This window comes from Eleftheria terrae (genome assembly GCF_030419005.1).
GTDB classification, from domain to species: Bacteria; Pseudomonadota; Gammaproteobacteria; order Burkholderiales; family Burkholderiaceae_C; genus Caldimonas; species Caldimonas terrae.
In genome coordinates, this window is the sequence record NZ_CP106951.1 from 4361337 (window position 1) to 4387169 (window position 25833).

21 protein-coding genes and 1 tRNA gene are annotated in these 25833 nt (G+C 70.2%); 12 read left to right on the forward strand and 10 right to left on the reverse strand.

All coding sequences use genetic code 11. From position 1 onward, the window contains the following. The first annotated feature begins 1 nt into the window (after window position 1). From fahA to N7L95_RS19525, 4 genes are all read left to right on the forward strand, one after another. Entirely contained in the window at window positions 2–1318 is a 1317-nt protein-coding gene (fahA, locus tag N7L95_RS19510) for a fumarylacetoacetase (RefSeq protein ID WP_301256916.1), read from the forward strand. A 112-nt stretch (window positions 1319–1430) separates the two neighbouring features. Next, on the forward strand, window positions 1431–2462 hold the full coding sequence (locus tag N7L95_RS19515) for a TRAP transporter substrate-binding protein (RefSeq protein ID WP_301256917.1): 1032 nt from the start codon (window positions 1431–1433) through the stop codon (window positions 2460–2462). 128 nt (window positions 2463–2590) lie between these two features. After that, a complete protein-coding gene (locus tag N7L95_RS19520; protein ID WP_301256918.1) occupies window positions 2591–3082 on the forward strand; it encodes a TRAP transporter small permease in 492 nt (163 codons plus the stop codon). A gap of 37 nt (window positions 3083–3119) precedes the next feature. After that, window positions 3120–4442: a TRAP transporter large permease gene (locus tag N7L95_RS19525; protein WP_301256919.1), complete on the forward strand. Its 1323-nt coding sequence runs from the start codon at window positions 3120–3122 to the stop codon at window positions 4440–4442. A 43-nt stretch (window positions 4443–4485) separates the two neighbouring features. Here the strand turns inward: N7L95_RS19525 and N7L95_RS19530 are convergent, their stop codons facing one another. The 4 genes from N7L95_RS19530 to N7L95_RS19545 form a co-directional block, all read right to left on the reverse strand. Then, window positions 4486–5466, reverse strand: a complete 981-nt coding sequence (locus N7L95_RS19530; protein ID WP_301256920.1) for a Gfo/Idh/MocA family protein — start codon at window positions 5464–5466, stop codon at window positions 4486–4488. Further along, window positions 5463–5660 carry a heavy-metal-associated domain-containing protein gene (locus tag N7L95_RS19535; protein WP_301256921.1) on the reverse strand — a complete coding sequence of 66 codons (198 nt, stop codon included), beginning with the start codon at window positions 5658–5660 and terminating at the stop codon, window positions 5463–5465. Before N7L95_RS19535 ends, N7L95_RS19530 begins: the two co-directional genes overlap by 4 nt. A 103-nt stretch (window positions 5661–5763) precedes the next feature. Beyond that, a complete protein-coding gene (prpF, locus tag N7L95_RS19540; protein WP_301256922.1) occupies window positions 5764–6927 on the reverse strand; it encodes a 2-methylaconitate cis-trans isomerase PrpF in 1164 nt (387 codons plus the stop codon). A 44-nt stretch (window positions 6928–6971) separates the two neighbouring features. Then, on the reverse strand, window positions 6972–7868 hold the full coding sequence (locus N7L95_RS19545; protein WP_301256923.1) for a LysR substrate-binding domain-containing protein: 897 nt from the start codon (window positions 7866–7868) through the stop codon (window positions 6972–6974). Between the two features lie 143 nt (window positions 7869–8011). Here N7L95_RS19545 and N7L95_RS19550 point away from each other — a divergent pair, with 143 nt between their 5' ends. After that, complete coding sequence (locus tag N7L95_RS19550) at window positions 8012–8725, forward strand: FMN-dependent NADH-azoreductase (protein WP_301256924.1); 714 nt, start codon at window positions 8012–8014, stop codon at window positions 8723–8725. Here the strand turns inward: N7L95_RS19550 and N7L95_RS19555 are convergent. After that, window positions 8694–9164: an Lrp/AsnC family transcriptional regulator gene (locus tag N7L95_RS19555; protein ID WP_301256925.1), complete on the reverse strand. Its 471-nt coding sequence runs from the start codon at window positions 9162–9164 to the stop codon at window positions 8694–8696. The genes N7L95_RS19550 and N7L95_RS19555 overlap by 32 nt on opposite strands. A 120-nt stretch (window positions 9165–9284) precedes the next feature. Here N7L95_RS19555 and rocD point away from each other — a divergent pair, with 120 nt between their 5' ends. Further along, window positions 9285–10529 (forward strand): ornithine--oxo-acid transaminase, encoded by a 1245-nt coding sequence (gene rocD, locus N7L95_RS19560; RefSeq protein WP_301256926.1) that lies wholly within the window; start codon window positions 9285–9287, stop codon window positions 10527–10529. On the opposite strand, the gene N7L95_RS19565 is transcribed toward rocD, so the two are convergent. Next, window positions 10497–12389: a SulP family inorganic anion transporter gene (locus N7L95_RS19565; protein ID WP_435870031.1), complete on the reverse strand. Its 1893-nt coding sequence runs from the start codon at window positions 12387–12389 to the stop codon at window positions 10497–10499. The genes rocD and N7L95_RS19565 overlap by 33 nt on opposite strands. A gap of 150 nt (window positions 12390–12539) precedes the next feature. Between N7L95_RS19565 and N7L95_RS19570 the strand changes: the two genes are divergently transcribed. The 3 genes from N7L95_RS19570 (at window position 12540) to N7L95_RS19580 (ending at window position 16124) form a co-directional block, all read left to right on the forward strand. Then, on the forward strand, window positions 12540–13523 hold the full coding sequence (locus tag N7L95_RS19570) for a 2-dehydropantoate 2-reductase (protein ID WP_301260190.1): 984 nt from the start codon (window positions 12540–12542) through the stop codon (window positions 13521–13523). A gap of 641 nt (window positions 13524–14164) precedes the next feature. Continuing rightward, on the forward strand, window positions 14165–15319 hold the full coding sequence (locus N7L95_RS19575; RefSeq protein WP_301256927.1) for an MFS transporter: 1155 nt from the start codon (window positions 14165–14167) through the stop codon (window positions 15317–15319). A gap of 13 nt (window positions 15320–15332) precedes the next feature. Then, the gene (locus N7L95_RS19580; RefSeq protein ID WP_301256928.1) at window positions 15333–16124 is read left to right on the forward strand and encodes a DeoR/GlpR family DNA-binding transcription regulator; all 792 of its coding nucleotides are present in this window, start codon (window positions 15333–15335) and stop codon (window positions 16122–16124) included. Window positions 16125–16149: 25 nt separating this feature from the next. Here N7L95_RS19580 and N7L95_RS19585 read toward each other — a convergent pair whose 3' ends face one another. Next, window positions 16150–20286: a CheR family methyltransferase gene (locus tag N7L95_RS19585; protein WP_301256929.1), complete on the reverse strand. Its 4137-nt coding sequence runs from the start codon at window positions 20284–20286 to the stop codon at window positions 16150–16152. A 267-nt stretch (window positions 20287–20553) separates the two neighbouring features. On the opposite strand from N7L95_RS19585, the gene N7L95_RS19590 reads away from it, so the two are divergent. Beyond that, window positions 20554–20952 carry a response regulator gene (locus tag N7L95_RS19590; protein WP_301256930.1) on the forward strand — a complete coding sequence of 133 codons (399 nt, stop codon included), beginning with the start codon at window positions 20554–20556 and terminating at the stop codon, window positions 20950–20952. Window positions 20953–21072: 120 nt separating this feature from the next. Here the strand turns inward: N7L95_RS19590 and N7L95_RS19595 are convergent, their stop codons facing one another. Beyond that, on the reverse strand, window positions 21073–21987 hold the full coding sequence (locus N7L95_RS19595) for a LysR family transcriptional regulator (protein WP_301256931.1): 915 nt from the start codon (window positions 21985–21987) through the stop codon (window positions 21073–21075). Window positions 21988–22150: 163 nt separating this feature from the next. On the opposite strand from N7L95_RS19595, the gene N7L95_RS19600 reads away from it, so the two are divergent. Together N7L95_RS19600 and N7L95_RS19605 are read left to right on the forward strand one after the other, a co-directional pair. Then, window positions 22151–22945, forward strand: coding sequence for an SDR family NAD(P)-dependent oxidoreductase (locus tag N7L95_RS19600; RefSeq protein WP_301256932.1), 795 nt, complete (start codon window positions 22151–22153; stop codon window positions 22943–22945). A 23-nt stretch (window positions 22946–22968) separates the two neighbouring features. After that, complete coding sequence (locus N7L95_RS19605) at window positions 22969–24132, forward strand: L-dopachrome tautomerase-related protein (RefSeq protein WP_363324849.1); 1164 nt, start codon at window positions 22969–22971, stop codon at window positions 24130–24132. Between the two features lie 204 nt (window positions 24133–24336). Here N7L95_RS19605 and N7L95_RS19610 read toward each other — a convergent pair. Next, window positions 24337–24413, reverse strand: a tRNA-Ile gene (locus N7L95_RS19610). A 333-nt stretch (window positions 24414–24746) separates the two neighbouring features. Further along, a complete protein-coding gene (gene hrcA / locus N7L95_RS19615; protein WP_301256933.1) occupies window positions 24747–25763 on the reverse strand; it encodes a heat-inducible transcriptional repressor HrcA in 1017 nt (338 codons plus the stop codon). Window positions 25764–25833 lie beyond the last annotated feature (70 nt).

The following is a 25833-nucleotide window of genomic DNA, read 5'->3' on the forward strand; positions in this document are numbered from 1 at the left end:
CATGTACGGCATCGACGAAACCCACGACGCCAGCCTGCGCAGCTGGGTCGACAGCGCCAATGAGGCGCAGACCGACTTCCCGATCCAGAACCTGCCCATCGGCGTGTTCCGCCGTGCGGGCAGCCAGGACACCTTCCGTCCCGGCGTGGCCATCGGCGACCAGGTGGTGGACCTGCTGGCCGCCCGCGACGCCGGGGTCCTGAAGGGCGAGGCGGCCGAGGCGCTCCAGGGCTGCGAAAGCGGCGAGCTGAACCGCTTCATGGCGCAGGGCCGTGCGGCACGGCTGGCGTTGCGTCATGCGCTGTCGGCCGCGCTGCGCAGCGGCAGCCCGCAGCAGGCGGCCCTGCAGCCCTGCCTGCTGCGCCAGGCCGATGTCGAACATGCCTTGCCCTGCCGGGTCGGTGACTACACCGACTTCTATACCGGCATCCACCACGCCACCGCGGTGGGCAAGCTGTTCCGGCCCGACAACCCGCTGCTGCCGAACTACAAGTGGGTGCCCATCGGCTACCACGGCCGCTCCTCGTCGCTGGGCGTCAGCGGCCAGGTGTTCGTGCGGCCGCAGGGCCAGACCAAGGGCGCCGGCGACACGCCGGAGTTCGGGCCGTCGAAGCGGCTGGACTACGAGCTCGAGGTCGGCGCCTTCATCGGCACCGGCAACCCGCTCGGCACGCCGGTGGGCATGGAGCAGGCCGAGGACCACCTGTTCGGCCTGGTGCTGCTCAACGACTGGTCGGCGCGCGACCTGCAGGCCTGGGAGTACCAGCCGCTCGGGCCCTTCCTGGCCAAGAACTTCGCCAGCACCATCTCGCCCTGGATCGTGACGATGGAGGCCCTGGCCCCCTTCCGCGCGCCGTGGACGCGCGCCGAGGGCGACCCCCAGCCGCTGCCCTACCTCGACAGCCCGGCCAACCGGCGCCAGGGCGCGGTCGACATGGCGTTGGAGGTCTGGCTGCGCACGCCCGCGATGGCTGCCGCCGGGCAGCCGGCCGAGCGGCTGATGCAATCCAACTTCCGCGATGCTTACTGGAGCCTGGCGCAGATGGTGGCGCACCACAGTGTCAATGGATGCAACTTGCAGCCCGGTGATCTGCTAGGCTCCGGCACGCAATCGGGACCCGAGGAAGGGCAGGGCGGCTCGCTGCTGGAACTGACCCACGGCGGCCAAAAGCCGGTGCGATTGGCGAACGGCGAGACACGCACTTTCCTGGCTGACGGGGATACTGTGATCTTGCGTGCTCACTGCCAGCGCGATGGCTTCCGCCGCATCGGCTTCGGGGATTGTGCCGGCACGGTACTGCCCGCCGGCAAGCGTTGAGGCGCAAGGGCTCCGCCCACCGCAGCGGAGCCCCCGGGAGGGCCTCGGCATCGTCATGCTGAGAACAAACGGTGCTTCGCGGCCGCGAGCACCGACACGGAGAGATGTCGTGATGAAGAAGTTGTTCAAGCTGTGCGCCGTCGCTGTCGGTGCACTGGCCGCTGGCGCGGGTGCTTCGGCCCAGGAAGTGACGCTCAAGGTGCATCACTTCTGGAACCCGCAGGCCATGCCGCCCGTCAAGGTGCTGCAGCCGTGGTGCGACAAGATCGCCGCGGAGTCCAACAAGCGCCTCAAGTGCCAGATCTTCCCGGCCATGCAGCTGGGCGGCACGCCGGCCCAGCTGATCGACCAGGCCCGCGACGGCGTGGTCGACATCGCCTTCACGCTGCCCGGCTACACCGCCGGCCGCTTCCCGGTGATGGAGGTGTTCGAGCTGCCCTTCATGACCAACTCGGCCGAAGCCGGCGCCAAGGCGGCCTGGGACTTCTACGTCAAGTACGGCCAGAAGGAGTTTGCCGGGTTGAAGCCGCTGATGTTCAGCGTGCATGACGAAGGCTACCTGCACACCAGCAAGAAGCAGGTGCGCACGATGGCCGACCTGAAGGGCCTGAAGCTGCGCGCCCCGACCCGCATGACCAACAAGCTGCTGGCCTCGCTCGGCGCGGCGCCGGTGGCCATGCCGCTGCCGGCGGTGGCCGAGGCGGTCAACAAGGGCGTGATCGACGGCTTCCTGCTGCCCTGGGAGGTGATTCCCTCGGTCAAGCTGCAGGAGATGGTGAAGTTCCATGCCGAGACCGAGGCCAGCCGGCCCGCCCTCTACAGCGCGGTGTTCACGCTGGCGATGAACCAGGCCCGCTACGACAGCCTGCCGGCCGACCTGAAGGCCATCATCGACCGCAACAGCGGCGCCGCCTTCTCGGCCGCCGCCGGCAAGACCTGGGATGAGAGCCAGGCGGTGGGCCGCAAGCCGGCCGTGGACCGCGGCAACACCTTCTACACCATCCCGGCCGCCGAGGTCGACCAGTGGATCAAGGCGTCCGCCCCGCTCTACGACGAGTGGACCGCCGCGATGGACAAGGCCGGCCTGCCCGGCAAGCAGATGCTGCAGGACGCCCGGGACCTGCTGGTCAAGTACAAGAAGTGAGCCCGGCGGCGGGCCGCGGCCGAGTCGGCCCGCCGCCCGCCCGCCCTCCGCCACTGCCGCCCGGCATCGCGCCCGGGCCGGCTTGACGATCTGGCCGCCGCCGATGGCGGCCGCTGCCTGGAGCCTGCATGTACGTCTTCCTGCGCAAGACGGCGCTGCTGTTCGCCCTGCTGGGCGGGCTGGCAGCCTGCGCCGTCGCCTGCCTGACCACCGCCAGCATTGCCGGGCGCGCCCTGTGGACGGCGCCCATCCCGGGTGATGTGGAGCTGAGCCAGTTCGGCGTGGCGCTGTGCATCTCGCTGTGCCTGCCCTGGTGCCAGCTGCGCGGCGGCAACATCATCGTGGACTTCTTCACCGCCCGGGTGACCGCTGGCACCCAACGGCGGCTGGACGGCCTGGGTGCGCTGATGCTGTCGGCCATGATGGCCCTGCTGGCCTGGCGCACCGCGGCCGGTGCCGTGTCGGTGCAGGCGGGTGGGGAGACTTCGATGATCCTTGGCCTGCCGATGTGGATGGTCTACGTGGTGCTGGCGCCCGGCTTCGCGCTCACGCTGCTGGTGGCGCTGTACCAGGCAGGCTGCCGTCTGGCGGGCCGCCCGCTGCAGGAGCTGGCGGCATGACCGGCCGGCACCGCGCAGGCTGCGGGGAGGCCGCCCGATGAACGGCACCACCGTGGGGCTGGCGATGTTCGCCGCCATGCTGCTGATGATGGCGCTGCGCGTGCCGATCGCCGCGGCCATGTTCATTCCCGGCGCGCTGGGCTACTGGGCGATGACCAGCGACCTGGCCTTGCTCAATATGCTGAAGGGGTCGGCCGTGGCCCGCCTGACGGTGTACGACCTGTCGGTGATCCCGCTGTTCCTGCTGATGGGCCAGTTCGCCACCCAGGGCGGGCTGTCACGCGAGCTGTTCCGCGCCGCGGCGGCCTTCATCGGCCACATTCGTGGCGGCCTCGGCATGGCGGCCATCCTGGCGGCCACCGCCTTCGGCGCGGTGTGCGGCTCCTCGGTGGCCACCTCGGCCACCATTGCGCAGGTGGCCTACCCGGAGATGAAGGCGCATGGCTATGCCGGGCGGCTGTCCACCGGGGTGCTGGCCACCGGCGGCTCGCTGGGCATCCTGATTCCGCCGTCGGTGCCGCTGGTGGTGTACGCCATCCTCACCGAGCAGAACATCGCCAAGCTCTTCGCCGCCGCCTTCGTGCCGGGGCTGATCGCGGCCTTGGGCTACATCGCGGTGATCGCGGTCTATTGCCGCCTGCGCCCGGCGCTGGCGCCGGCCAGCGAGCCGCTGCCATGGCGGCAGCGCTGGCGTGCACTGCTCGGTGTGTGGCCGATTGCCACCGTGTTCGTGGTCGTGTTCGGCGGCATCTACCAGGGCTGGTTCACGCCGACCGAGGGCGCGGCCATCGGTGCCATCGGCACCTTCGTGGCGGGCTTGGCCAAGCGCGAGCTGGGCTGGCAGGGCATCCAGCGCGCCTTCCTGGGCACCGCCGAGACCTCGGCCATGGTGTTCATGATCTTCCTCGGCGCCGACATGATGAACGCCTCGCTGGCGCTCACGCAGATGCCGGCCGAGCTGGCGCAGTGGGTGGCCGGCCTCGCGGTGCCGCCGCTGCTGATCGTCGGCCTGGTGCTGCTGTTCTACGTGGTGCTTGGCTGCGTGATGGACGAGCTGTCGATGGTGCTGCTGACCATCCCGGTGCTGTTCCCTGCGGTGATGGGTCTGCCGCTGTGGGGCCTGGAGTTGCAGGACAAGGCGATCTGGTTCGGCATCCTGGTGCTGATGGTGGTGCAGATCGGCCTGGTGGCGCCGCCGGTGGGACTGAACGTCTATGTCGTCAACGGCGTCTGCAAGGACGTGCCGATGAGCGAGACCTACCGCGGTGTGCTGCCCTTCATCGCCAGCGACGTGCTGCGCGTGCTGGTGCTGCTGTTCGTGCCGGCCGTCAGCCTCGGCGCGGTGTGGTGGCTGTTCTGAGCGGCCGCCAGCGGCCCGCCGCAGGCCGGCGGGCCGCGGCCGTTCAGGCCGGCCTGATGCGCTGCAGGATGGCGTCGAGCGCCTGTGCCTGCGCCAGCGCGTCGTCCAGGCCCCAGCGCAGCGCTTCCTCACCGAGCGCGGCGCGCTCGAAGTGGGCCACCATCAGGGCGTAGTGGTCCACCGGCTCGAAGCGCTCGATGCGCTCCACGCCTTGCAGGCTCACCTGCAGCTCGGCCGCCACGTTCTTCGCGATGAAGGGCTGCGGCAGGCGCAGGTGGCCGCGGCTGCCGAACAGCTCGAAATGATGGTCCAGCAGCGGCAGCGCGAAGCCGCAGTCCAGGTGGCCGATGGCGCTACCCAGGCGCAGCTGCACATGCGCGAGCTGGTCCACGCCGCTGGCGCTGAAGTCGGCGTCGGCGCTGACCAGCTCCGGTTCATGGCCGCTGAGCAGGCGCATCAGGTTGAGCGGGTAGCAGCCCACGTCGTAGAGCGCACCGCCGCCCAGGGCCGGGTCCCAGCGGCTGTCCTGCGGCAGGCCCGACAGGTCGAAGCCGAAGGCGCCGCGCAGCAGGCGCAGTTCGCCCAGTTCGCCGCTGCGCACGATCTCTGCCGCGCGGCTCACCTGCGGATGGAAGCGGTACATGAAGGCTTCCATCACCTGGCGCCCGGCCGCTGCCTGCGCCGCTTGCATGTCGCGCACCTCGGCGGCGCTCAGCGCCAGTGGCTTTTCGCACAGCACATGCTTGCCGGCCCGCAGCGCGGCCAGCGTCCACGGCAGGTGGGCGCTGTTGTGCAGGGCAATGTAGACGGCGTCGATGTCCTCGCGCGCCAGCAGCGCCTCGTAGCCCAGCGCGGTGGCGATGCCGTTGCGCTGCGCATAGGCGGCGCCGCGCGTCGCGTCGCGGCAGCCGACCGCCACGACCGGGCTGCCCAGCGAGTGCAGCGCCGGGATCAGCGCGCCCTCGGCAATGCGGCCGGCGCCCAGCACGCCCCAGCGCAGGCTGCGGTGAGCGGCGCGCGTCATGCCAGCACCTTGTAGCCTTCGTCCGCAATCGCGCGGGCCAGCGCCTCGCGCGCCTGCTCGCTGTCCACTTCCACGCGGCCCTGCGACAGGTCGACCTGCACATGGGCCCGGGCGTCCAGTGCCTGCACGGCCCGCGTGACGGCCTGCACGCAGTGACCGCAGCTCATGCCTTCGACCTGGAAGGTCTGCTTCATCTCACATCCTTTCCGCGCCGCGCGGCGGCGCTGCTGTTCGTAGCGGGTGCCGTTCCTGTGACGACGGCGCCCAGTATGGCGTGCGCCGTGCCCGCCTGCCTGCTCAGGCCAGCCCGGCGGGCACCAGCACATGGCCTTCCATCAGCCGGCGGGCGCTGCGGCTGAGCTGCACGCGCTGCACCGACCAGTGGCCGGCCACCAGACGCGCCTCGGCGCCCACGGCCAGCGTGCCCGACGGGTGGCCGAAGCGCAGTGCCGTGCGCGGTGCGCCGAGCAGACCAGCCAGCAAGGTGCCCGGCACGGCCGCCGCTGCCGCGATGGCCACCGCACCGGTGCCCGTCATGGCATGGTGCAGCCGGCCCATCGAGAGGATGCGCACGTTCAGGTCGATCTCGCCGGCCGCCACCAGCCGGCCGGCGGCGCTGCGGTAGTCACGGGCAGGCGCCACCCAGGCCAGCTTCGGGGTGGCGGGCCGCAGCGCCGCGGCCGCCGTATCGGGGGCCAGGCCCATGGCGACCGCGCCGTGGCAGCGCAGCCGCTCGCAGCGCTCCAGCAGCTGCGCGTCGCCGTTGACCTCGGCCTGCCGCTCGGTGCCCTGCAGGCCAAGTGCCGCTGCCTCGACGAACACGGCCGGGTTGCCGGCATCGATCAAGGTCACCTGCACCTGGCCAAGCCCCGGCACGTCGATGCGGTCCAACGGGCGGCCGGTGGGGAAGAGGCCCACCGCGGCGGCCGGCCCGTCGTCGCGCCCCAGATCCAGGAACTCGAGCCGGATCTCGGCCGCCGGGAAGGTCACGCCGTCGAGCTCGAAATCGCCGCCTTCGACCACCTCGCCGCCGGCCACCGGCACATGGGCCAGCAGGCGCTTGCCGGTGTTGACCTGCCAGATCCGGACGGTGGCCAGGCCCTCGCCGGCCGGCATGGGCAGCAGCCCGCGGGCCAGCGCATAGGGGCCCACCGCGGCGCTGAGGTTGCCGCAGTTGCCCGACCAGTCGATCACCGGGCGGTCGATGGCGACCGCGCCGAACAGGTAGTCAACATCGCAGTCGGGCCGGCGCGACGGCGAGAGGATCACCACCTTGCTGGTGCTCGAGCTGCCGCCACCCAGGCCGTCGATCTGCTGCCCGTAGGGGTCCGGGCTGCCCACCACGCGCAACAGCAGCGCGTCGCGCCGCGTCGGCTCGGCGGGCAGGTCGTCGGCATGGAAGAACACGCCCTTGCTGGTGCCGCCGCGCATGTAGACGGCGGGGATGCGGATCTGCTTCATTCGACGACGCGGAGTGAGTGGAGGAACGCCACGATGATGCCTGCTCAGGCCTCCGCAGCGCATGCAGCCGCGGTTTCGAGCAACCAGCGCCGCGCCGCCTCGAGCGCCGGGGAGGCGCTGTGCCGCGCCGGCTCCATCAGATGGTAGGCGAGGCCCGGCAAGGCGGGGCCGAAGGGGATGCACAGCAGGCCCTGGGCCAGCTCATGCTGCACCAGCACCTCGCTCAGCAGCGCGACGCCGGCGCCCGCGACGGCGGCCTGTGCGGCATGGGCCTCGTCGCTGAAGCGAGGGCCGGCCTCGGCGTCGACGCCGGGCACTGCGGCGGCCTGGAGCCAGTCCCGCCAGCCGGGCAAGGCCGGATCGCGGCGTGTCCAGTCCATCTGGATGAGGCGGCAGCGCGCCAGGTCGGCCGGCTCGCGCAACTGGAGCCGGGGGCTCGCCAGCGGCACGAAGCGCTCGCCCAGCAGGGGGGTGGCCCGCAAGCCCGGGTAGGGTCCGCGGCCATAGCGGATGGCGAGGTCGGCCACGCCGCCGTGCAGGTCCACCGGCAGGTTGGAGGCATGCAGCCGCAGGTCGATGCCGGGATATTTCGCCTGCCAGTCCGGCACCCGGGGCACCAGCCAGCGGGCGGTGAAGGCGGTGGTGGCCGAGACGGTGACGACCGGCCGCACCGGCCGGCCCAGCGCCTCGATGGCAGCGGCAAAGGCATCGAGCCCGTCGCGCAGCACCGGGTAGAGGCGCTGGCCGGGCCAGGTCAGCGCCACCTGGCGGGTCTGCCGCTCGAACAGGCGCAGGCCCAGCTGCGACTCGAGCTGGCGCACCTGGTGGCTGATGGCGGTGGCCGTCACGTTGAGCTCCTCGGCTGCGGCCTTGAAGCTCAGGTGGCGGGCCGCCGCCTCGAAGGCCCGTAGCGAGGCGAGCGGGGGCAGTTGGCGCGGCATCGGTTCAGCATAGCTGAATTGAGTTCATCTACCGCCTGAAAACTCATCGTTTGTCAGTGCTGCGGCTCCCAAGCAAAGTCGCGGTATGCGGCAGCCGATGCATGAGATGGCCTCAAGCCGGCCCGCCCCGAAGGAGAAGCAAGATGAGCACTGTGCTGCACCTGGATGCCAGCGCCCGCCCGGGCCGTTCCGACCAGCGCCCCCATGGTTCACACACCCGGCGGCTGAGCGCGCGTTTCGTCGACCGCTGGCGCGCCCTGCGGCCGCAGGACGAGGTGATCTATCGCGACCTGGGCGCCGAGCCGCCGCCGCCGGTCACCGGCGACTGGATCCATGCCGCCTTCACCCCGGCTGAGCGCCGCCAGCCCTGGATGCACCAGGCACTGGCACTGAGCGACCAGCTGGTGGACGAGTTGCTGCGCGCCGACCTGATCGTTGTCGGCCTGCCGATGTACAACTTCGGCCCGCCGGCCGGCTTCAAGGCCTACATCGACAACATCGTGCGGGTCGGCCGCACCTTCGGCTTCGACCGGCAGCGCACGGGCGACCCCTACTGGCCCTTGCTGGCCGGCGCCGGCAAGCGGCTGGTGCTGCTCGGTTCGCGCGGCGACCACGGCTACGGCCCCGGGCAGCGTCTGGCTTCGATGAACCATGTGGAGCCCAGCGTGCGCACCGCCTTCGCCTACATCGGCATCACCGAGGTGCATGGCACGGCGGTGGAATACGACGAGTTCGGCGACCACCGGCTGCAGCAGTCCCTCCTGGCCGCCGAAGCCCGGGTGGACGCGCTGGCCGGGCAGCTGGCCGGCGCGACGGCGGCCGCCGTCAATCCACCGGCAGCGGAGACGGTGGTTTGATCTCTTCCATGCAAATCATCGAGCGCACGTCGTCCACCCCTGGCACCTGCATGAGGCGGTCGGTCAGGAACAGCGAGAGCGACTTCAGGTCGCGCGCCACCACCTTGAGCAGGTAGTCGTGGTCGCCCGAGACGCAGTGGCACTCGATGATCTCGGGGAAGGTGACCAGCAGCTTCTCCAGCTCCCGCACCCGCCCGAAGTGCTCGCGGTCGATGTTGAGGTTGACGTAGGCCATCACCGGGTAGCCGAGCGCCTCCCCGGCCACCTGGGCGGCATAGCCGCGGATCACGCCGCGCTCCTCCAGTGCCCGCACCCGCCGCAGGCACTGCGGCGGCGACAGATGCACCCGCTGGGACAGCTCGACATTGGAGGCGCGGCCATCCTCCTGCAGCACCTGCAGGAGGCGGCGGTCCAGGGCATCGAGTTCGGCGGCCGGCATGGTGCTTCCTTCTCTGGCGTGCACGATTATTTCCTGTATGCAGGAATCCGCACAACAAGTGGCACGCAAATTTCGCTCCGCCGCGCCTAGAGTGGTCAGCACCGACCGGAGAGACAGAACATGACCGCCGCACCGACCGCCGTATCCTCGACTGCGATGGAGCTCGAAGCCCGCTGGGGCGCCCTCAACTACCACCCGCTGCCGGTGGTGCTGAGCCGGGGCGAGGGCGTGTGGCTGTGGGACGAGTCGGGCCGGCGTTATCTGGACATGATGTCGGCCTACTCGGCGGTGAGCTTCGGCCACTCGCACCCGGAGCTGGTGGCCGCCCTGACCCGCCAGGCGCAGACGCTGGCCGTCACCTCCCGCGCCTACCACACCGACCGGCTCGGCCCCTTCCTGGAGCAGCTGTGCCGCTTGACCGGCCTCGACCGTGCGCTGCCGATGAACACCGGCGCCGAGGCGGTGGAGACCGCCATCAAGGCGGCCCGCAAATGGGGCTACACCGTCAAGGGGGTGGCCGAAGGACGGGCACAGATCATCGTGCCGGCCGGCAACTTCGCCGGCCGCACCACCACCATCGTCGGCTTCAGCAGCGAGCCGCAGTACCGCCACGGCTTTGGTCCCTTCGCACCCGGATTCGTGCAGGTGCCCTACGGCGACGTCGCCGCCCTGGAGCGGGCCATCACGCCCGACACCGTGGCGTTTTTCGTCGAACCCATCCAGGGCGAGGCCGGCATCGTCGTTCCGCCGGAAGGCTACCTGCGCGCGGCGCGCGAGCTGTGCACCCGCCACCGGGTGCTGCTGATCTGCGACGAGGTGCAGACCGGCCTGGGCCGCACCGGCCGCATGCTGGCCTGCGACCACGAGGGGGTGAAGCCCGACGGCGTGACGCTGGGCAAGGCGCTCGGCGGCGGCCTGCTGCCGGTGTCGGCCTTCGTGGCCCGGGAGGAGGTGATGTCGGTCTTCGGCCCCGGTGACCACGGCAGCACCTTCGGCGGCAACCCGCTGGCGGCCGCGGTGGGGCTGGCGGCGCTGCAGTTGCTGGAGCGCGATCGCCTGGCGGAGCAGGCCGACCGCCAGGGCCGCTATCTGCGCGAGCGCCTGCTGGCGGTCGAGCATCCGGCCCTGCTCGAGGTGCGCGGCAAGGGCTTGCTGGTGGGGGTGGAGATCGATCCCCGCTTCGCCTCCGCGCGGGCGGTTTGCGAAGCCCTGATGGCCGAAGGCGTGCTCAGCAAGGACACGCATGACACGGTGGTGCGGCTGGCGCCGCCCCTCGTGGTGAACCGCGCCGAGATCGACCTGGCGGTGGCCGCGCTGGAGCGCGCGCTGCAGTCATTCGAGCCGGTCGACCGGCTCGCTGCCTGAGGAAGTCTGACTGGGAGGTCCGCCCCCGCCCGCCTCTGGCGGCGGGGGCTCTTTTTTGCCGGCTTCCCCGGGCGGCGGCGTCGGCCGGAAAGGCGCCGTCTTGCATTCCCAGAACACCCGCGCCCGGCAGGCCGCGCACAGCCGCGGGTCGAGCTGCTTGAAGATGCTGCCGATGGCGGTGCGCTTGTCGGGAAAGACATGGTCGCGCCCCAGCACCTCGATGAAGCCGGTGCGCTCCCACATCTGCAGCACCGGCGGTCGCGGCCGGTGGAAGTAGAGGTCGCCGCCGGCCGCCCGGCGCGTGGCGAGCTCGGCTTCCCAGACCTCGGCGCCGGCGACGTCGATGAAGTTCATGCTCTTGGCCATCACCAGCAAGTGGCGGGCAGCGTCGGGCGGTTGCCTGAGGGCGTGCAGCCGGTCCGAGACATGCTGGGCCGCGCCGAAGTAGACCGACCCTTCCATGCGCAGCAACTTCAGCTGCGGGCATTCGGGCAGCGCGGGCTCGGCATCCTCGAGCACGACGAAATGGCGCTCCTCGGCCATCGTGTCGAAGCCCATGGTGCGCATGGCCGGCTTGGAGGTGCGCCACAGATAGCTCACCAGCGACAGCAGCGTGCCGAGCAGGATGGCCATCTCCAGCCGCATCGTCACGGTGGCGACGAAGGTGGCAGCGGCGATGCCGAACTCGGTGGCGTCGCTGCGCGCCAGCCGCCGCCAGCGGCCGGGATCCAGCAGGTTCCAGGCCACCAACAGCAGCAGGCCCGAGATGCCGGCCATCGGGATGTGCCCCAGCAGCGGCGCCCCCAGCGCCACCAGGCCGAGCAGAAGCAGGGCCGAGCACACGGCGGCCAGCGGGGTGCGGGCGCCGGCCTCCAGGTTGGGCAGCGAGCGGTTCAGCGAGCCGCACGACACATACGACGAGAAGAAGCCGCCGACGATGTTGGACAACCCCTGGCCGAGGAATTCACGGTTGGTGTCCAGCCGCTGGCCGGAGCGCGCCGCCACCGCCTTGGCGATCGAGATGGCCTGGCCCAGCGCGACGATGGTCAGCGCGAAGGCCAGTCCCAGCAGCTCCGGCAGCAGCTTCACGTCCAGCTGCGGCACATGCAGCGGCGGCCAGGCGGACGGCACCGTGCCGACCACCGGCAGCGCCCAGCTGCCGCCGCGCCGCTCCAGCAGTGCGGCCAGCACGGTGGCGCCTGCCAGTGCCAGCAGCAGGCCGGGCCAGCGCGGTCGCCAGCGCTTGCAGGCGAGGGCGGCGGCCAGGGTCGACAGGCCCACCAGCAGCGCACCGGGGCGCGCCTCGCGCCAGTGCTCCGCGAGGTACTGCAGCACCGCGGCCACGCTGTGGCTGGCCGGGTGGCCGAAGCCGCCCAGGTCTTTCAGTGCATGGATCGCGATCAGTGCGGCCGCCCCTCCCGTGAAGCCAAGCAGCGCTGCCGGCGAGATGAAGTTGGCCAGTGCGCCGAGTCGCAGCAACGCAATGGCCGCCTGCATCAGCCCGACCAGCACCGTGACGGCCAGGGCCAGCTCGATGTAGCGCGGGCTGCCTGCCACGGCCAGCGGCGTGAGCATGGCGAACAAGGCCAGCGAGTTGGCATTGGTGGGGCCCGACACGACATGCCAGCTGGAGCCGAACAAGGCCGCCACTGCGCACGGCAGGATGGCGGTGTAGAGGCCATACGACGGCGGCAGCCCCGCCAGCGTCGCAAAGGCGATGCCTTGCGGCAGCACGAGCACCGCACCGAGCAGGCCGGCGAGCAGGTCGGCCCGCAGGCTGGCGGGCGTCAGCCGGTCGAGCCAGGGGCACAGGCGCAGCAGCGCCGGCGGCAGGGCGGTGAAGAGCGGTCGGTCGTTCAAAAGAGGTCGGGGCGGCAAGCCAGAAGGAGAGCCCAGGATCATAGGCTGCGGCCGTCGTCATGGCAGCCACCGCGCCCCGCTGCAGTTAAGCTGCCGGCCACATCCACTCACCGCCAGCAACGGAAGGAGGGCCGGCCCGTGGCCCAAGGCATCGAGACAGTCTGCATCTATGGCGCCGGCGCGATCGGCGGGTTCATCGGCACCCGCCTGGCGGCGCAGGGCCTCGCGGTGTCCGCCGTGGCTCGCGGCCCCAATGCGCAGGCCCTGCGGGAGCACGGCTGGCGCCTGCAGAGCGCCGACAGGCTGCTGCAAGCGCCGGCCCGGGTGGCCGAAGACCCGCGCAGCCTGGGCCCGCAGGACCTGGTGGTGGTGGCCGTCAAGGGCCAGGCGCTGCCCGGGGTGGCGGCCGGCATCGCGCCCCTGCTCGGCCCGCACACGGTGGTGTTGACCGCCATGAACGGGGTGCCTTGGTGGTTCTTCGACGGCTTTGGCGCCGGGCCATCCGGCCTCAGGCTGCGCTCGGTGGATCCGGATGGATCGGTGGCCGCCGCGATTCCGGCGGCCCGGGTGATCGGCTGCGTGGTGCATGCCACCTGCTCGATGCCGGAGCCGGGCCTGGTGCGGCACGGCTTCGGCCGGCGCCTGATCCTCGGTGAGCCGGCTGGCGGCAAGAGCGAGCGGCTGCAGCGGCTGGCTGCCCTGCTGGAAGGCGCCGGCTTCCAGGCCGAGGCGTCGGCGTGCATCCAGCAGGACATCTGGTACAAGCTCTGGGGCAACATGACGATGAACCCGGTGTCGGCCCTCACGGGTGCGACCTGCGACCGCATCCTCGACGACCCGCTGGTGCTCCGCTTCTGCCTGGACGTGATGTCCGAGGCTCGCCGCATCGGCGAGCGCATCGGCTGCCCGATTGCGCAGACCGGCGAGGAACGCTGCGCCGTGACTCGCCAGCTGGGCGCCTTCAAGACCTCGATGCTGCAAGACGTTGAAGCCGGCCGGCCCATCGAGCTGGACCCCTTGCTGGGCGCGGTGCGGGAGATCGCGCAGCAGCTCGGCGAACCGACGCCGCACATCGACGCCCTGCTCGGGCTCACGCGCCTGCAGGCGCGCGTGCGCGGGCTCTACCCGGCATAAGCAGCGCTACGCCAGGCGCCGACCGCGAGCGGTTGGCGCCTGCATCGACGGTCGCGGGTCGGAGGGTAGGGGCAGGCCGCCCGTCCTCCGGGCCCCAAGTCGCACCCGCCGAGGGGCACGATGTCCGACCACGCCTCACCCCAGGTGTCCTGGCGCAGCCGGTGCCCTGCCGCCCCGGCCGCTGGGCCGGGCGAGCAGCCGGCGGGGGCGACTGCATGTCGTGCCGCGTGCTCCGGCAGAGCCGCTGTGCAGCGGATGCCCGCCGCTCGTCCGCAACCTCAGCTTCAGCCGCCTGCTGCCTGCTGCCTGCTGCCTGCTGCCTGCTGCCTGCTGCCTGCTGCCTGCTGCCTGCTGCCTGCTGCCTGCTGCCTGCTGCCTGCTGCCTGCTGCCTGCTGCCTGCTGCCTGCTGCCTGCTGCCTGCTGCCTGCTGCCTGCCGCCTGCCGCCTGCCGCCTGCCGCCTGCCGCCTGCCGCCTGCCGCCTGCCGCCTGCCGCCTGCCGCCTGCCGCCTGCCGCCTGAAAAACCCGAATAAAGCCGCAAATCTCTGCGTTGCATAGCTCGGTCAGTCCTGCTCTAATCCGTATTCTGCGGTTTTGATCTGGATTACAAGGGGATTTGCATGGAAATCACGGAAGGGCGAGTGAGCTCCGTCACAGCCGCGTCGCCGGTGCAACGGGAGATCCTGCTGTGCGGCGCGCGGTTCCTCGCGTTGGGGCTGTTGATGGGGTGCTGGGCCACCGGCCTGCCCGGGCTGAAGGCCCGGTTCGGCTACACCGAGCAGCAATTGGCGCTGGTGCTGCTGGCACTCGCCGCGGGCTCCGTGCTCGCCTTCCTGAGTTGCGCTGCGGTGTCGCGGGCGGTCGGGGCCACGCTGTTCACCCGGGTGACAGGGGCGCTCGCCGCCTACTCCATGCTGGCCACCCAGCTGGTGTCCGATTCGGTGCCCCTTGCATTGACCGCCTTCGTGTTCGGCTGGTCCAGCGCCGCCTTCGACGTTGCGATCAACAGCAGCGCGGTCGCGCTGGAAGCCCGCAGCCGGCGCGCCATCATGTCGAAGTTGCATGCCATGTTCAGCAGCGGTGGCGCGCTGGCGGCTGCCGTGGCGGCCGGCCTGTGGCTGGCGGGCGGCCATGCGCTGTGGCTGGCGGTGCCGGCGGCCCTGCTGCTGTCGCTGCTGGCCCTGGCCCCGGGAGAAGGCGGCGGGCCGGCCGCCGGCGCGCCTCCCACCACCGCGCCGGCGCGCCGGTCCGCCATGGTGTGGCGGCTGGGGGCGGCGGCGCTGCTGTGCCTGCTGTGCGAAGGCACGATGTACGACTGGTCCGCCATCTACATGGCGCAGGCCTTCGCCGCCTCGCCGGCCGTGGCGGTGGCCGGCTTCGGCGTCTTCTCTGCCGCCATGGCGTTCGGCCGCTTCACCGGCGACCGGCTGCGCGACCGCCACGGCAGCGCGGCGGTGCTGCTGCCCGGCTGCGCCCTCGCAGCGCTGGGGGCGGGGTTGTGCGTGTGGGGCGGGGCACGCGAGGCGGCCTTGCTCGGCTTCGTGCTGGTGGGCCTGGGGCTGTCCAACGTGATCCCCATTGTGTTTGCGCTGGCGCCCCAGGGCGACGCACGCGCACCGGAGGCCGCCATCGCCTTCGTCTCGGGCATCGGCTTCGTCGGGTTCCTGGTGGGGCCGCCGCTGGTGGGCCTGTGGAGCAGCGTGTGGTCCTTTGGCAGCTCGCTGCTGCTGGTGGTGGCCGCCTGTGCCGGGGTGGCGGTGCTCGCTGCCGGCATCGCGCCGCGCAGCCGCCCATGAGAGGATGCGCCCCATGACCCAGGCAGTCCACGACCTGCTCGCCGACGAACGGCGGCACTACATCCTCGACCTGCTGGCCCGCCAGGGCAAGGTGAAGGCCCAGCAACTGGTCCAGCTCTTCAAGGTGTCGGAAGACACCATCCGGCGCGACCTCAACGACATGGCGGAGCAAGGCCTGTTGCGGCGGGTGCACGGCGGCGCCCTGCCACTCTCGCCGACCGCGCCAGGCGCCAACTGGAGCGAGCGTGTCGGCGCGGACGAGCAGGAGAAGGCGGTGCTGGTGGCCGCCGTGCTGCGCGAGCTGCAAGGCGGAGAACGGCTGCTGGTCGACAGCGGCACCACCAACGCACTGCTGGCGCGACAGCTGCCGCGCTCGCTGCCGTTCACCGTCATCACCACCAGCCCCGAGACGGCGTTGGCCCTGGCCGATCACACCCGCTGCGAGGTCATCCTGGCCGGCGGGCGGCTGCACCGGGAATCGGCCTCGCTGTGCGGGCCGGAGGCGCTGCGGCTGGTGGAGTCCGTGCAGGCGGACCTGTGCCTGGTGGGGGTGTGCACGGTCTCGGCTGCAGCCGGCCTGCACTGCGACCATTTCGATGAGCTGGCGGTGAAGCAGGCCATGATGCGCAATGCCCGCCGCGTGTGGGCCATGGTGGGGGCCGCCAAGGTGGGCGGCCAGGGGGCCTGGCGGGTGGCCGGCGCCGGGCAGTTGCACCGGCTGTACACCACCGCCCCCGCCGAGCATCCGGAGCTGGCCCTGCTGGCGGAGCTGGGCGTGCAGCTGAGCTGCGTGGACCTGGGCTGACCGGGGGGCCGGCCGGCCGCCGGCCTCAGCTGCTGCGCTTGCCCGCCGGGCCTTTCAGCACCTGGCGCAGGGTGCCGAGCAGCTGCTCCATCGTGACGGGCTTGCTCAGGTGGGCGTCGAAGCCCGCTCCGATGGCACGCTGCACGTCCACCGCCCGCCCGAAACCGCTGACCGCGACCAGTCGTGTGTCGGCATGCCGGCGCGTGCCTCGCAACTGCTGCGCGAGCTGGTAGCCGTCCATGCCGGGCATGGCGATGTCCGAGACGATGACGTCGAAGCTGGCCTGTTCGGCAATGTGCAGTGCATCGGCCGCGCTGCCGGCCACGCTCACGTCCACCCCTTCGAGCTGCAGCAACTGGCGCAGCGTTTCGGCGGTCTGGCGCTCGTCGTCGATCAGCAGCACGCGCACCCCTTCGAGGCCCCCCTGCATGCCGGCCGCACCGAGCGGGCTGGCGGCGGGATCGTCAGTCTGCATCGGCAGCCAGACCGTGAAGGTGGTGCCCTTGCCCGGGCCTTCGGAAGACGCTTCCACCCGGCCGCCATGCAGCTCCACCAGTTGCTTCACCAGGGCCAGCCCGATGCCCAGTCCGCCTTCATGCCGGATGCTGCGCGACTCTGCCTGCTCGAACATGTCGAACACCTTGGGCAGGAAGGCCGGCTCGATGCCCTTGCCGTTGTCGGACACCTTCAGGCAGGCATGGTCCTGCTCCACCTGCAGCTGCAGCGCCACCCGCCCGCCCCGTGGCGTGAACTTGACCGCGTTGCTGACCAGGTTCCACACCACCTGCTCGATGCGCACCGCATCCGCCAGCAGGAAGACCGGGTCTTGCGGCAGGTCGAGCTGCACCTCCAGTCCCTTGCTGGCCGCGTCGGCGGCCGCCGCACTCGCAATGCGATGCACGATGGCCGCGCAGTCCACCGGCGCCAGCTTCAGCAGGAGCTTGCCGGTGTTCAGCCGCGACAGGTCGAGCAGGTCGTCGATGATCTGCGCCTGGCTGAGCACCGTGCGATGGATGGTCTCGGCTGCCTGCACCACCCCCGGCAGCTCTCGCGCGCCGGGCAGGCGGGTGAGCAGCTCGGCGTTCATCTGGATCAGGTTGAGCGGGTTCTTCAGCTCGTGCGACATGATGGCCAGGAACTCGTCCTTCAGGTCGCTGGCGGCCTGGGCGGTGGCCCGTTCCTCCGCTTCGCGTTTGAGCAGCCGTTCTCGCTCGGCCTCCATGTGCTTGGAGCCGGTGAGGTCGCGCGCGATCTTCGCGTAGCCTTGCAGCTCGCCGTCGCGGTACAGCGGCGTCATGATGCCGCTGCAGAAAATGCGGCTGCCGTCCTTGCGCAGGTGCCAGCGGTCGTCTTCCACCCGGCCTTCTTCGCGGGCCTGCCGCATGGCGTCCTCCAGGCGGTAGGGCTGGCCCGCATGGGGCGCGAACAGGAAGGACGGGATCTGCCCGGCCACCTCCGCGTCCGAGTAGCCGAAGATGCGCTCTGCCCCGCGGTTCCAGGTGGTGATGCGGCCGTCCAGGTCCATCGTGACGATGGCGTAGTCCTTCATGCTTTCGGCCACCAGCTGGATGCGCTCTTCCGCGTGGCGGCGGCTGGTGATGTCGATGAAGGTGAGCACCGCGCCGGCGATGCGGTCTTCGGTGGTGCGGTAGGGCAGCAGCCGGGCCAGGTACCAGCGGCCGTCGATGCTGCTCACCTCGCGTTCGATCTGCTTGAGCGACTGGAACGCATCGGCCGCGTCCTCGGCCAGGCGGTCGTAGTCCAGCCGGTGGCGGATGTCCAGCAGCGAGCGGCCGACGTCGCTCGGGATGATGCTGAAGATCTGCGTTGCCCGGGGCGTGTAGCGCTTGATGGACATCGCGCGGTCGATGAAGACGGTGGCGATGTCGGTGGAGGCGATCAGGTTCTGCAGGTCATCGTTGATCTTGCCGGTTTCCTCGACCTTGGTCTTGAGTTCGAGGTTGACGGTGATCAGCTCCTCGTTGATGGACTGCAGCTCCTCCTTGCTGATCTCGAGCTCCTCGGTGGTGGAGCGAAGCTCTTCGTTGATGGCCTGCAGCTCCTCGTTGGAGGCCTTCAGCTCCTCGGTGGACGTCTCGGACTGCTCGATGACGTTCTGCAACTGGTCCTTGATCTGTTTCAGTTCCTCGTCGAGCTGGATCACCAGCGGATCGCGTGCGTCCTCATTGCCGCCCACCGCGGTGATGCCCATGGTGTCTTCCACCTCCGCAAACAGCACCAGTACCAGCGGCGCCTGGCCGAGCGCGGACGGCTCCTGCACCGGGCGGGCCACCATGTTCACGTAGCGGACCTTCTCCTCGTCGTCGAGCCGCACCCGGCGCGCCTCGACGCTCTTGCCCGTCTGCAGCGCCTGGTACAGCGCGGTCCGCAGCTCCAGCCTCAGCTCGGGCCGCACCAGGGTCAGGAGGTGGTGCGAGGGTGTGCCGCCGGTGTAGCGCAGGAAGCGGCCGGCCTGCTCGGAGAGGTGGACGATGTTCGCTTCGGCATCGATCAGCACGCTCGGCGGGGCGTACTGCTCGGTGAGGCGCTTGTGCAGGTCGGCGTAGGTGACCTTGCGCTTCTCGGTGGGCAGGTCGCGCACGCCCGTCGGCGGTGCTTCGTGCACGTTGACGGGCAGGGTCGAGGCATAACGGGCCGTGTGCGGCACGATGTTGGCCCGGTAGATGCGGTTCTTCTTGTCGACCACCGAGAACAGCTGCGATGCCGCATCAGCCGATTCCGAGCTGCCCAGGAACAGGTAGCCGCCGGGCCGCAGCGCGAAATGGAACATCTCGAAGATCCGCGGGTGCACCTCGCGGTCGAGGTAGATGAGCAGGTTGCGGCAGCAGATCAGGTCGAGCCGCGAGAACGGCGGGTCGCGCAGGATGTTGTGGGCGGCGAAGAGCACCTTCTCGCGCACTTCCTGCCGCACCCGGTACTGGCTCGTTTCCTTCTGGAAGAACTGGCGCAGCCGGGCTGGCGGCACGTCGGTGACGATGGCTTCGGGGTAGGCGCCGCTGCGGGCCACTGCGATCGCCTGGTGGTCGATGTCGGTGGCGAACACCTGGATGTCGGGTGGATGGGTGTGCGACGCGGCACGCTCGCACAGCAGCATCGTCAGGGAATACGCCTCCTCACCGGTGGCGCAGCCGGCGACCCAGGTGCGTATGGATTCCGCCTGGCCGTCGTCCTCGAAGAGCCGGGGCACCACCTCGCGCTCCAGGGCATCGAAAGCCTCGCGGTCACGGAAGAAGTTGGTGACGCCGATCAACAGGTCCTTGAGCAGGGCCCGCGCCTCGTCCGGCTGGCCCTGCAGGAAGCGCCGGTAGGCCGGCAGGTTGGGCAGCGCGTTCACCTGCAGCCGGCGTTCCAGCCGCCGCAGCACGGTGGCCCGCTTGTAGTGCTTGAAGTCATGGCCGGTGCGTGTGCGGACCAGCAGCATGATGTCGCGCAGCGCCTCCTCCGCATCCTTCTGGGCGCTGGCTGAGGTGGTCTGCTCCGGACGGAGCAGATCCTCGTCGGCCTTCGGCAGCTCGATGGCGCGGGCGTTGTGCCAGATGTCGATCAGCTTTTGCGCCATGTCGCTGACCGGCAGCACCCAGTCCACCGCACCGGTGGCAATGGCGGCACGGGGCATGCCATCGAACTCAGCGTCGTCGGGCGACTGGGCCAGCGTGACGCCGCCTTGTTCCTTGAGCCGGGCGATGCCGCCGGCGCCGTCCGATCCGGTGCCCGACAAGACGATGCCGAAGGCCCGTTCGCCATGCACCAGGGCGAGTGCGCGGAAGAACAGGTCGATGGTGATATGGCGCCCCGCCGGCCGCTCGCCGTCGGTCACACGCAGGTAGCTGTCGTTCATCGACAGCAGCTTGCCGGGCGGGATCACGTAGACGCGGTTTGCCTCGATGCTGGTGGCCTGGGTCACCTGGAGCACTGGCATGCGGGTGGCGCTTTGCAGCATCGCGACCGCGTTGCTCGCGTGGTCGGGCGAGAGGTGCAGGATGACGACGAAGGCCATGCCGCTGTCCGCCGGCATCTGCTCGAAGAAGCGGACCAGCGCACCGAGCCCCCCCGCGGATGCGCCGATGCCGACGACAGGAAAGTTGAGGCTGCTGCGAGCCAGTTCGCCCGTGTCGGGCAGTGCAGAAGTGTCGGCGCTCATCCGGTCATTCTAAGAAGCGCCGGGTGGTTCACGACATCTCAAAACGCACAGGCGGCAGCGACGCCGGGTAGACCTGCAGGGCAGGGTGTAGCCCTTACCACGTTGCGCCCTGCACGCGCTGGCGCTCGGCAAGGCGCCGGCTGCCGCTGGTGCGAGGTATTGCGATTGCTCGCCTGGAGAGGCGACGGCAGCGGGAGATGCAGCATGTCATCAACGAGCGAACATCCTGGCCCGGCGCGGCCCGCGTCCTGGCCCCGCCCGGACCGCATGGCGACGGCTGACGCGCCGCCCTTGCGCATCCTGGTGGTCGACGACTGTGAGGCAGCGGCCGGCACGCTGGCCCAGTTGCTCACCCTGCTGGGCCACGAGACGCAGGTGGCACCGGATGGCGAGCAAGCCCTGCAGGCGGTCGAGCGGTGGCGGCCGGACTGTGTGCTGCTGGACCTTGCCCTGCCGCGTCTCGGTGGGCTGGAAGTGGCCCGCCGCCTGCGCCTGCGAGCCACGGACCGCCCCCTGCTGCTCATCGCGCTCAGCGGGTGGACCCGCGAGGAAGACCGCCTGGCGGCCTTGCAGGCCGGCTGCGATCACCATCTGGCCAAGCCGGTGGACTTCGAGCGGCTGTGCAGCTTGTTGCAGCCGAACGCGCCGGGAGCCGGGGGCGGGTGATCGGAATCTGTCTTATGGTGGATCGCCTGTTCGGGCACTGAGACAGTTGCCCCAGGCGTGCAGAGGCGTGGCGCGCGCCTGGGCCCTTGTTGGCACGTGCGAGGGCCAGGCCGGTGCGGCTCAGCCTTCCACAACCGGAGCCAGCGGCCTGGACGCCTCCTGCAGCTGCGGGCTGATCCGCTCGGCGAGAAAGTCGATGAACACCCGAACCCGGCGCGACATGTGGCGTTTCGCCGGGAAGACCGCATGCAGTTCCTCGACGTCGCCCGGGTTGAAGTCCTCCAGCAGCTGGATCAAGCGACCCTCCCGCAGGTCGTTGTCGATGTGGAACCGGCCGAGCCGGCTGATGCCCATCCCGCTCAAGGTGAGGCCTCGCAGCGTCTCCCCGTTGTTGGTGACCACCGGTCCCTGTACCGACAGTTCGGTCGACTGCCCGGCGATCTTGAAAGGCCATTGCGAGACCGATCGCTTGAAGTTGAAGCCCAGGCAGGTGTGCTTGGCCAGCTCGCCGGGATGGGCCGGGCTGCCATGCCGGCGCAGATAGTCCGGGCTCGCCACCACGGCATAGCGGCTCACGCCCAGAAGCCGGGCCTTGAACGCCGCATCGGCCAGGCGGCCGACCCGCACCGCAACGTCCACCCGCTCGCGCGCCAGGTCGACCACCTGGTCGGTGAGCGAGATGTCGAGGGCCACCTTGGGATAGCGCCGATGGAATTCCGGCAGCAGCGGGAGCAACTGGTGGGTCCCGAAGGGGATGGAGGCATTGACTCGAAGGATCCCCTTCGGCTCCACCGAGCCGGCCCCGATGGATTGCTCGGCTTCCTCCAGGTCGTCGAGGATCCGGACCGAGGCATCGAAGAAGGCCTCGCCCTCCGTGGTCAGCGTGAGTTCCCGTGTCGAGCGCAGGAACAGCACGACCCCCAGGCGCTCCTCCAGGCGGGTGATGAGCTTGCTCACCGCCGAGGGCGTCATGTCGAGCGATTTCGCAGCGGCGGAAAAGCTGCCGTCCTGCACGACCCTCACAAACACCGACATCTCTCCGCTTCGGTTTTCCATCCTGACAGTTCGCCCCGCTCGCTTGTGAACGCAGTTCCAGATTGCTGTTCCCTGCAGCGGCTTTTTGCCTCGGTCGATGCCTGACAAAGTTCCGCGGACTCGGGACAGCCATGCGACTGTACCGACCCTGAAAGGACTGAAGATGGATTTGAAACTGAAGGACAAGACCGCCTTGGTCACCGGAGCGACCGCCGGCATCGGGCTGGCCATCGCCAAGAGGCTGGCGCAGGAGGGTGCGGCGGTGGCCATCACCGGCCGCCAGGCGGGCAAGCTCGAGGCGGCTGTTCGGCAGATCCGTGCTGCGGCACCGGGCGCGATGGTCGATGCCGTGAGCGCGGACCTCGGCACCGCCCGCGGCGCTGCCCAGCTCACCGAGCAGCTGCACGACACCGACATCCTGGTGAACAACCTCGGGTTCTACGAAGCCAAGCCGTTCGCCGAGATCACCGATGACGACTGGTTCCGCATGATCGAGCTGAACGTGATGTCGGGCATCCGGCTGTCTCGCCACTACTTCCCGCGCATGTTGGCACGCAACTGGGGCCGCGTGATCTTCATCTCCAGCGAGGTCGGTGCATTCACTCCGCCTGACATGGTGCATTACGGCGTCAGCAAGTCGGCGCAGCTGGCCGTGGCGCGTGGCCTGGCCGAGCTGACCAAGGGCAGCGACGTGACCGTCAACAGCGTGCTGCCGGCCGCCACCCGCTCGGAGGGCATCGTCGAGTACCTGCGCCAGACGGCGCCGCGACCCGGGATGACGGACGCCGAGATCGAGGCCCATTTCTTCAAGACGCACCGGCCCAGCTCGCTGCTCGCCCGGATGATCGAGGCCGACGAGATCGCAGCGATGGTGGCGCTGCTGGCCAGCCCGCTGGGGGCCGCATCGAACGGCGCGGCGGTGCGCGTCGAGGGTGGCAGCTACCGCTCCATCCTGTGAGGACGGCTGACATGAAACGGATGATGTCTCTTCTGTCCCTCTCCTTTGCCGCCGCGATGGCGCCGGCCGGCGCCACAGAGCCGGCCGCCATGGAGCGCTGGAGAAGCTACGCCGGGGTGACCTGGGAGGCGCCGGCCGAGGGCAACACGGCGGATGCCGATTCGGTGAATGCGCCCATCGCGGGCCTTCACTTCGACCGGGCTGGCCGCGCCTTCGTCAGCACGCCGCGCCTCATCTCGGCCCGGTCCCCGGCGACCTTGAGCGTCTTGCACACCGGTCATGAATCCGGTCCCGCACGGCTACGGGCTTTTCCTTCCGCTGAAGGCAATTCCGTCGCCGCGGCGCCCGAGCAGCACCTGCGGAACGTGCTCGGCTTCCATGTTGATGCCCGCAACGGCTGGCTCTGGGCCCTGGACATGGGGTTCGTGGCCGGAGAGCCCGAAGCGCCGGTGGGCGCGCAGAAGATCGTGGTGTACGACCTGAAAAGCGGACGCACGGTGAAGCGCATCGGCCTGGACGCGGTGGCGGACCGCAAGGGCAGCTTCCTGAACGACCTTGCCGTCGACGAGCGGCGCAAGCTCGCCTACATCTCCGACAGCGGTCTGCGCAGCGCGCCCAGGAACCAGGCCGCCATCATCGTGGTGGATCTGGAGAGCGGGCGGGCGCGCCGCGTGCTCGATCGCCATGTTTCGGTCATGCCGGAAGCGGGCGTCAAGGTCACTGCCCATGGCGAGGCGGTCTGGCCGGGCCATCCGCTGACGCTGGGCATCAACGGCATCGCGCTGTCGCCGAGCGGGGACACGCTGTACTGGACCGTGACGACCAGCACGAAGGCCTACAGCCTGCCGGCAGCGCTGCTGCGCTCGAGCGCCAGCGACGCGCAGCTCGCTGCCGCGGTGACCCTGCTGGGAGACGTCGGCGGCAACACCGATGGCATCGTGGCAGCGGCCGACGGCCGGCTGTACATCACCGACGTCAGCCACAACGGCATTGTCCGCTTCGATCCGCAGACCCGGCGCATGGAGTTGCTGGGTGCGAATGAGGATGTGTACTGGCCCGATACGGCGACCCTCACGCCTGATGGTGACTTGGTGTTCACGGCCAGCCGGCTCAATGCGCACTTTGCCGGGGCGGTCAAGCCGGGCGCCGAGCGCTACGACCTGTGGCGGCTGAAGCTGCCCCGCTGACCGGCAGGCAGAGGCCCGGGCGGGACGGTCGCGGGCCCCTCGTGCGCCATCTCGATGCTGGCGTGAGCGGTGGCCGGGTCGACCTCTGCGCTGCAGCGGGGGTGGACCTTTGGCATGGTGATGTCGACCGGGGCTTCGCCAGGGTGGCGCTGCTGCGGTGCGTCTCGATATCCAGTACGTGGAAGCGAGCGCAGGGGGAGGGGGTGGTAGGCCGTGCAGGGCTCGAACCTGCGACCAAAGGATTATGAGTCCTCTGCTCTAACCGACTGAGCTAACGGCCCCCGGGGCGCATGCCTTCCTCCGCACGCCGCTCCTTCTCCCGCAGCGGCGGCCTGCCTTCCTGGCGCGCTTCTTGGCGCACATCGCGGACGCCCCTGCTCGCCAGAACCGGCCATTGTAGAGGCAGCCGTCCGCGCCACGGACCCATCGACGGTCATCGGTGACCGACACCACGAACTGGCACGGAGACGTCTCCCGGGGCAGGCCGGCACCGCCGCCGTTCCGGCGCTGTGCCCAAGCCGGGTCGCCCCACGGGGCGACGGCGGTTCGCATGACCGCGTGGGGGCACCGAGCGACAGGCCGGCGCCGGGCCGCCCATCCGCTCACCGGGCCGCCTACTTCTGGCTCAGCGCGTTGGACACCAGCCGGGCAGTGATGTCCACGATCTGGATCATGCGGTCATACGCCATGCGGGTGGGCCCGATGACACCCAGCGTGCCGACGATGGTGCCGTTCACCTCATAGGGGGCCGACACCACCGACAGTTCCTCGAAGGGCACCACCTGGCTCTCGCCGCCGATGTAGATGCGCACGCCTTCCGCGCGGCTGGACACCTCCAGCAGGCGCATCAGCTGCGTCTTCTGCTCGAACAGGTCGAACATCTTGCGCAGCGAAGCCAGGTCGCTGGAGAAGTCCTGCACCTGCAGCAGGTTGCGCTCGCCCGACACCACCAGCTGGTCGTGTTCGGCCAGCGCGTCGGAGCCGGCCTGCACGGCCGCCTGCATCAGCGCCGCAATCTCGCTGCGCAGCTGGTCCACTTCGATCTTCAGGCGCTGGCGCACTTCCTCGATGGCCAGGCCCGCATAGTGCGCGTTCAGGAAGTTGGTGGCTTCCACCAGCTGCGACTGGCTGTAGTCGCGCTCGGTGAAGATGACGCGGTTCTGCACATCGCCGTCCGGCGAGACCAGGATCACCAGCACCCGCCGGTCGGACAAGCGCAGGAACTCGATGTGGCGGAACACCGAAGGCTGGCGCGGCGACGTCACCACGCCGACAAACTGCGACAGGTTGGACAGCAGGTGGGCCGCGTTGGCGATGACTCGCTTCGGCTGGTCGGGCTGCAGGGGCTCGGCACCCTCCAGCGCGGCAGGATCGATCTCGCGCGGGCGGGCCGTCAGCATGGTGTCGACGAACAGGCGGTAGCCCCGTGCGGTGGGGACCCGGCCGGCCGAGGTGTGCGGGCTGGCGATCAGGCCCAGCTCCTCCAGGTCCGACATCACGTTGCGGATGGTCGCCGGCGAGAGCTCCAGGCCCGACGCCTTGGAGAGCGTGCGCGAACCCACTGGCTGGCCGTCCGCGATATAGCGTTCGACCAGCGTCTTCAGCAGCATCCGGGCGCGTTCGTCCAACATGCAAAAGATTGTAGAGCGCTGCCGGGCGGCTGATCCAGGGTGCCGTGCACAGTTGTATCGGGGCGTCTGC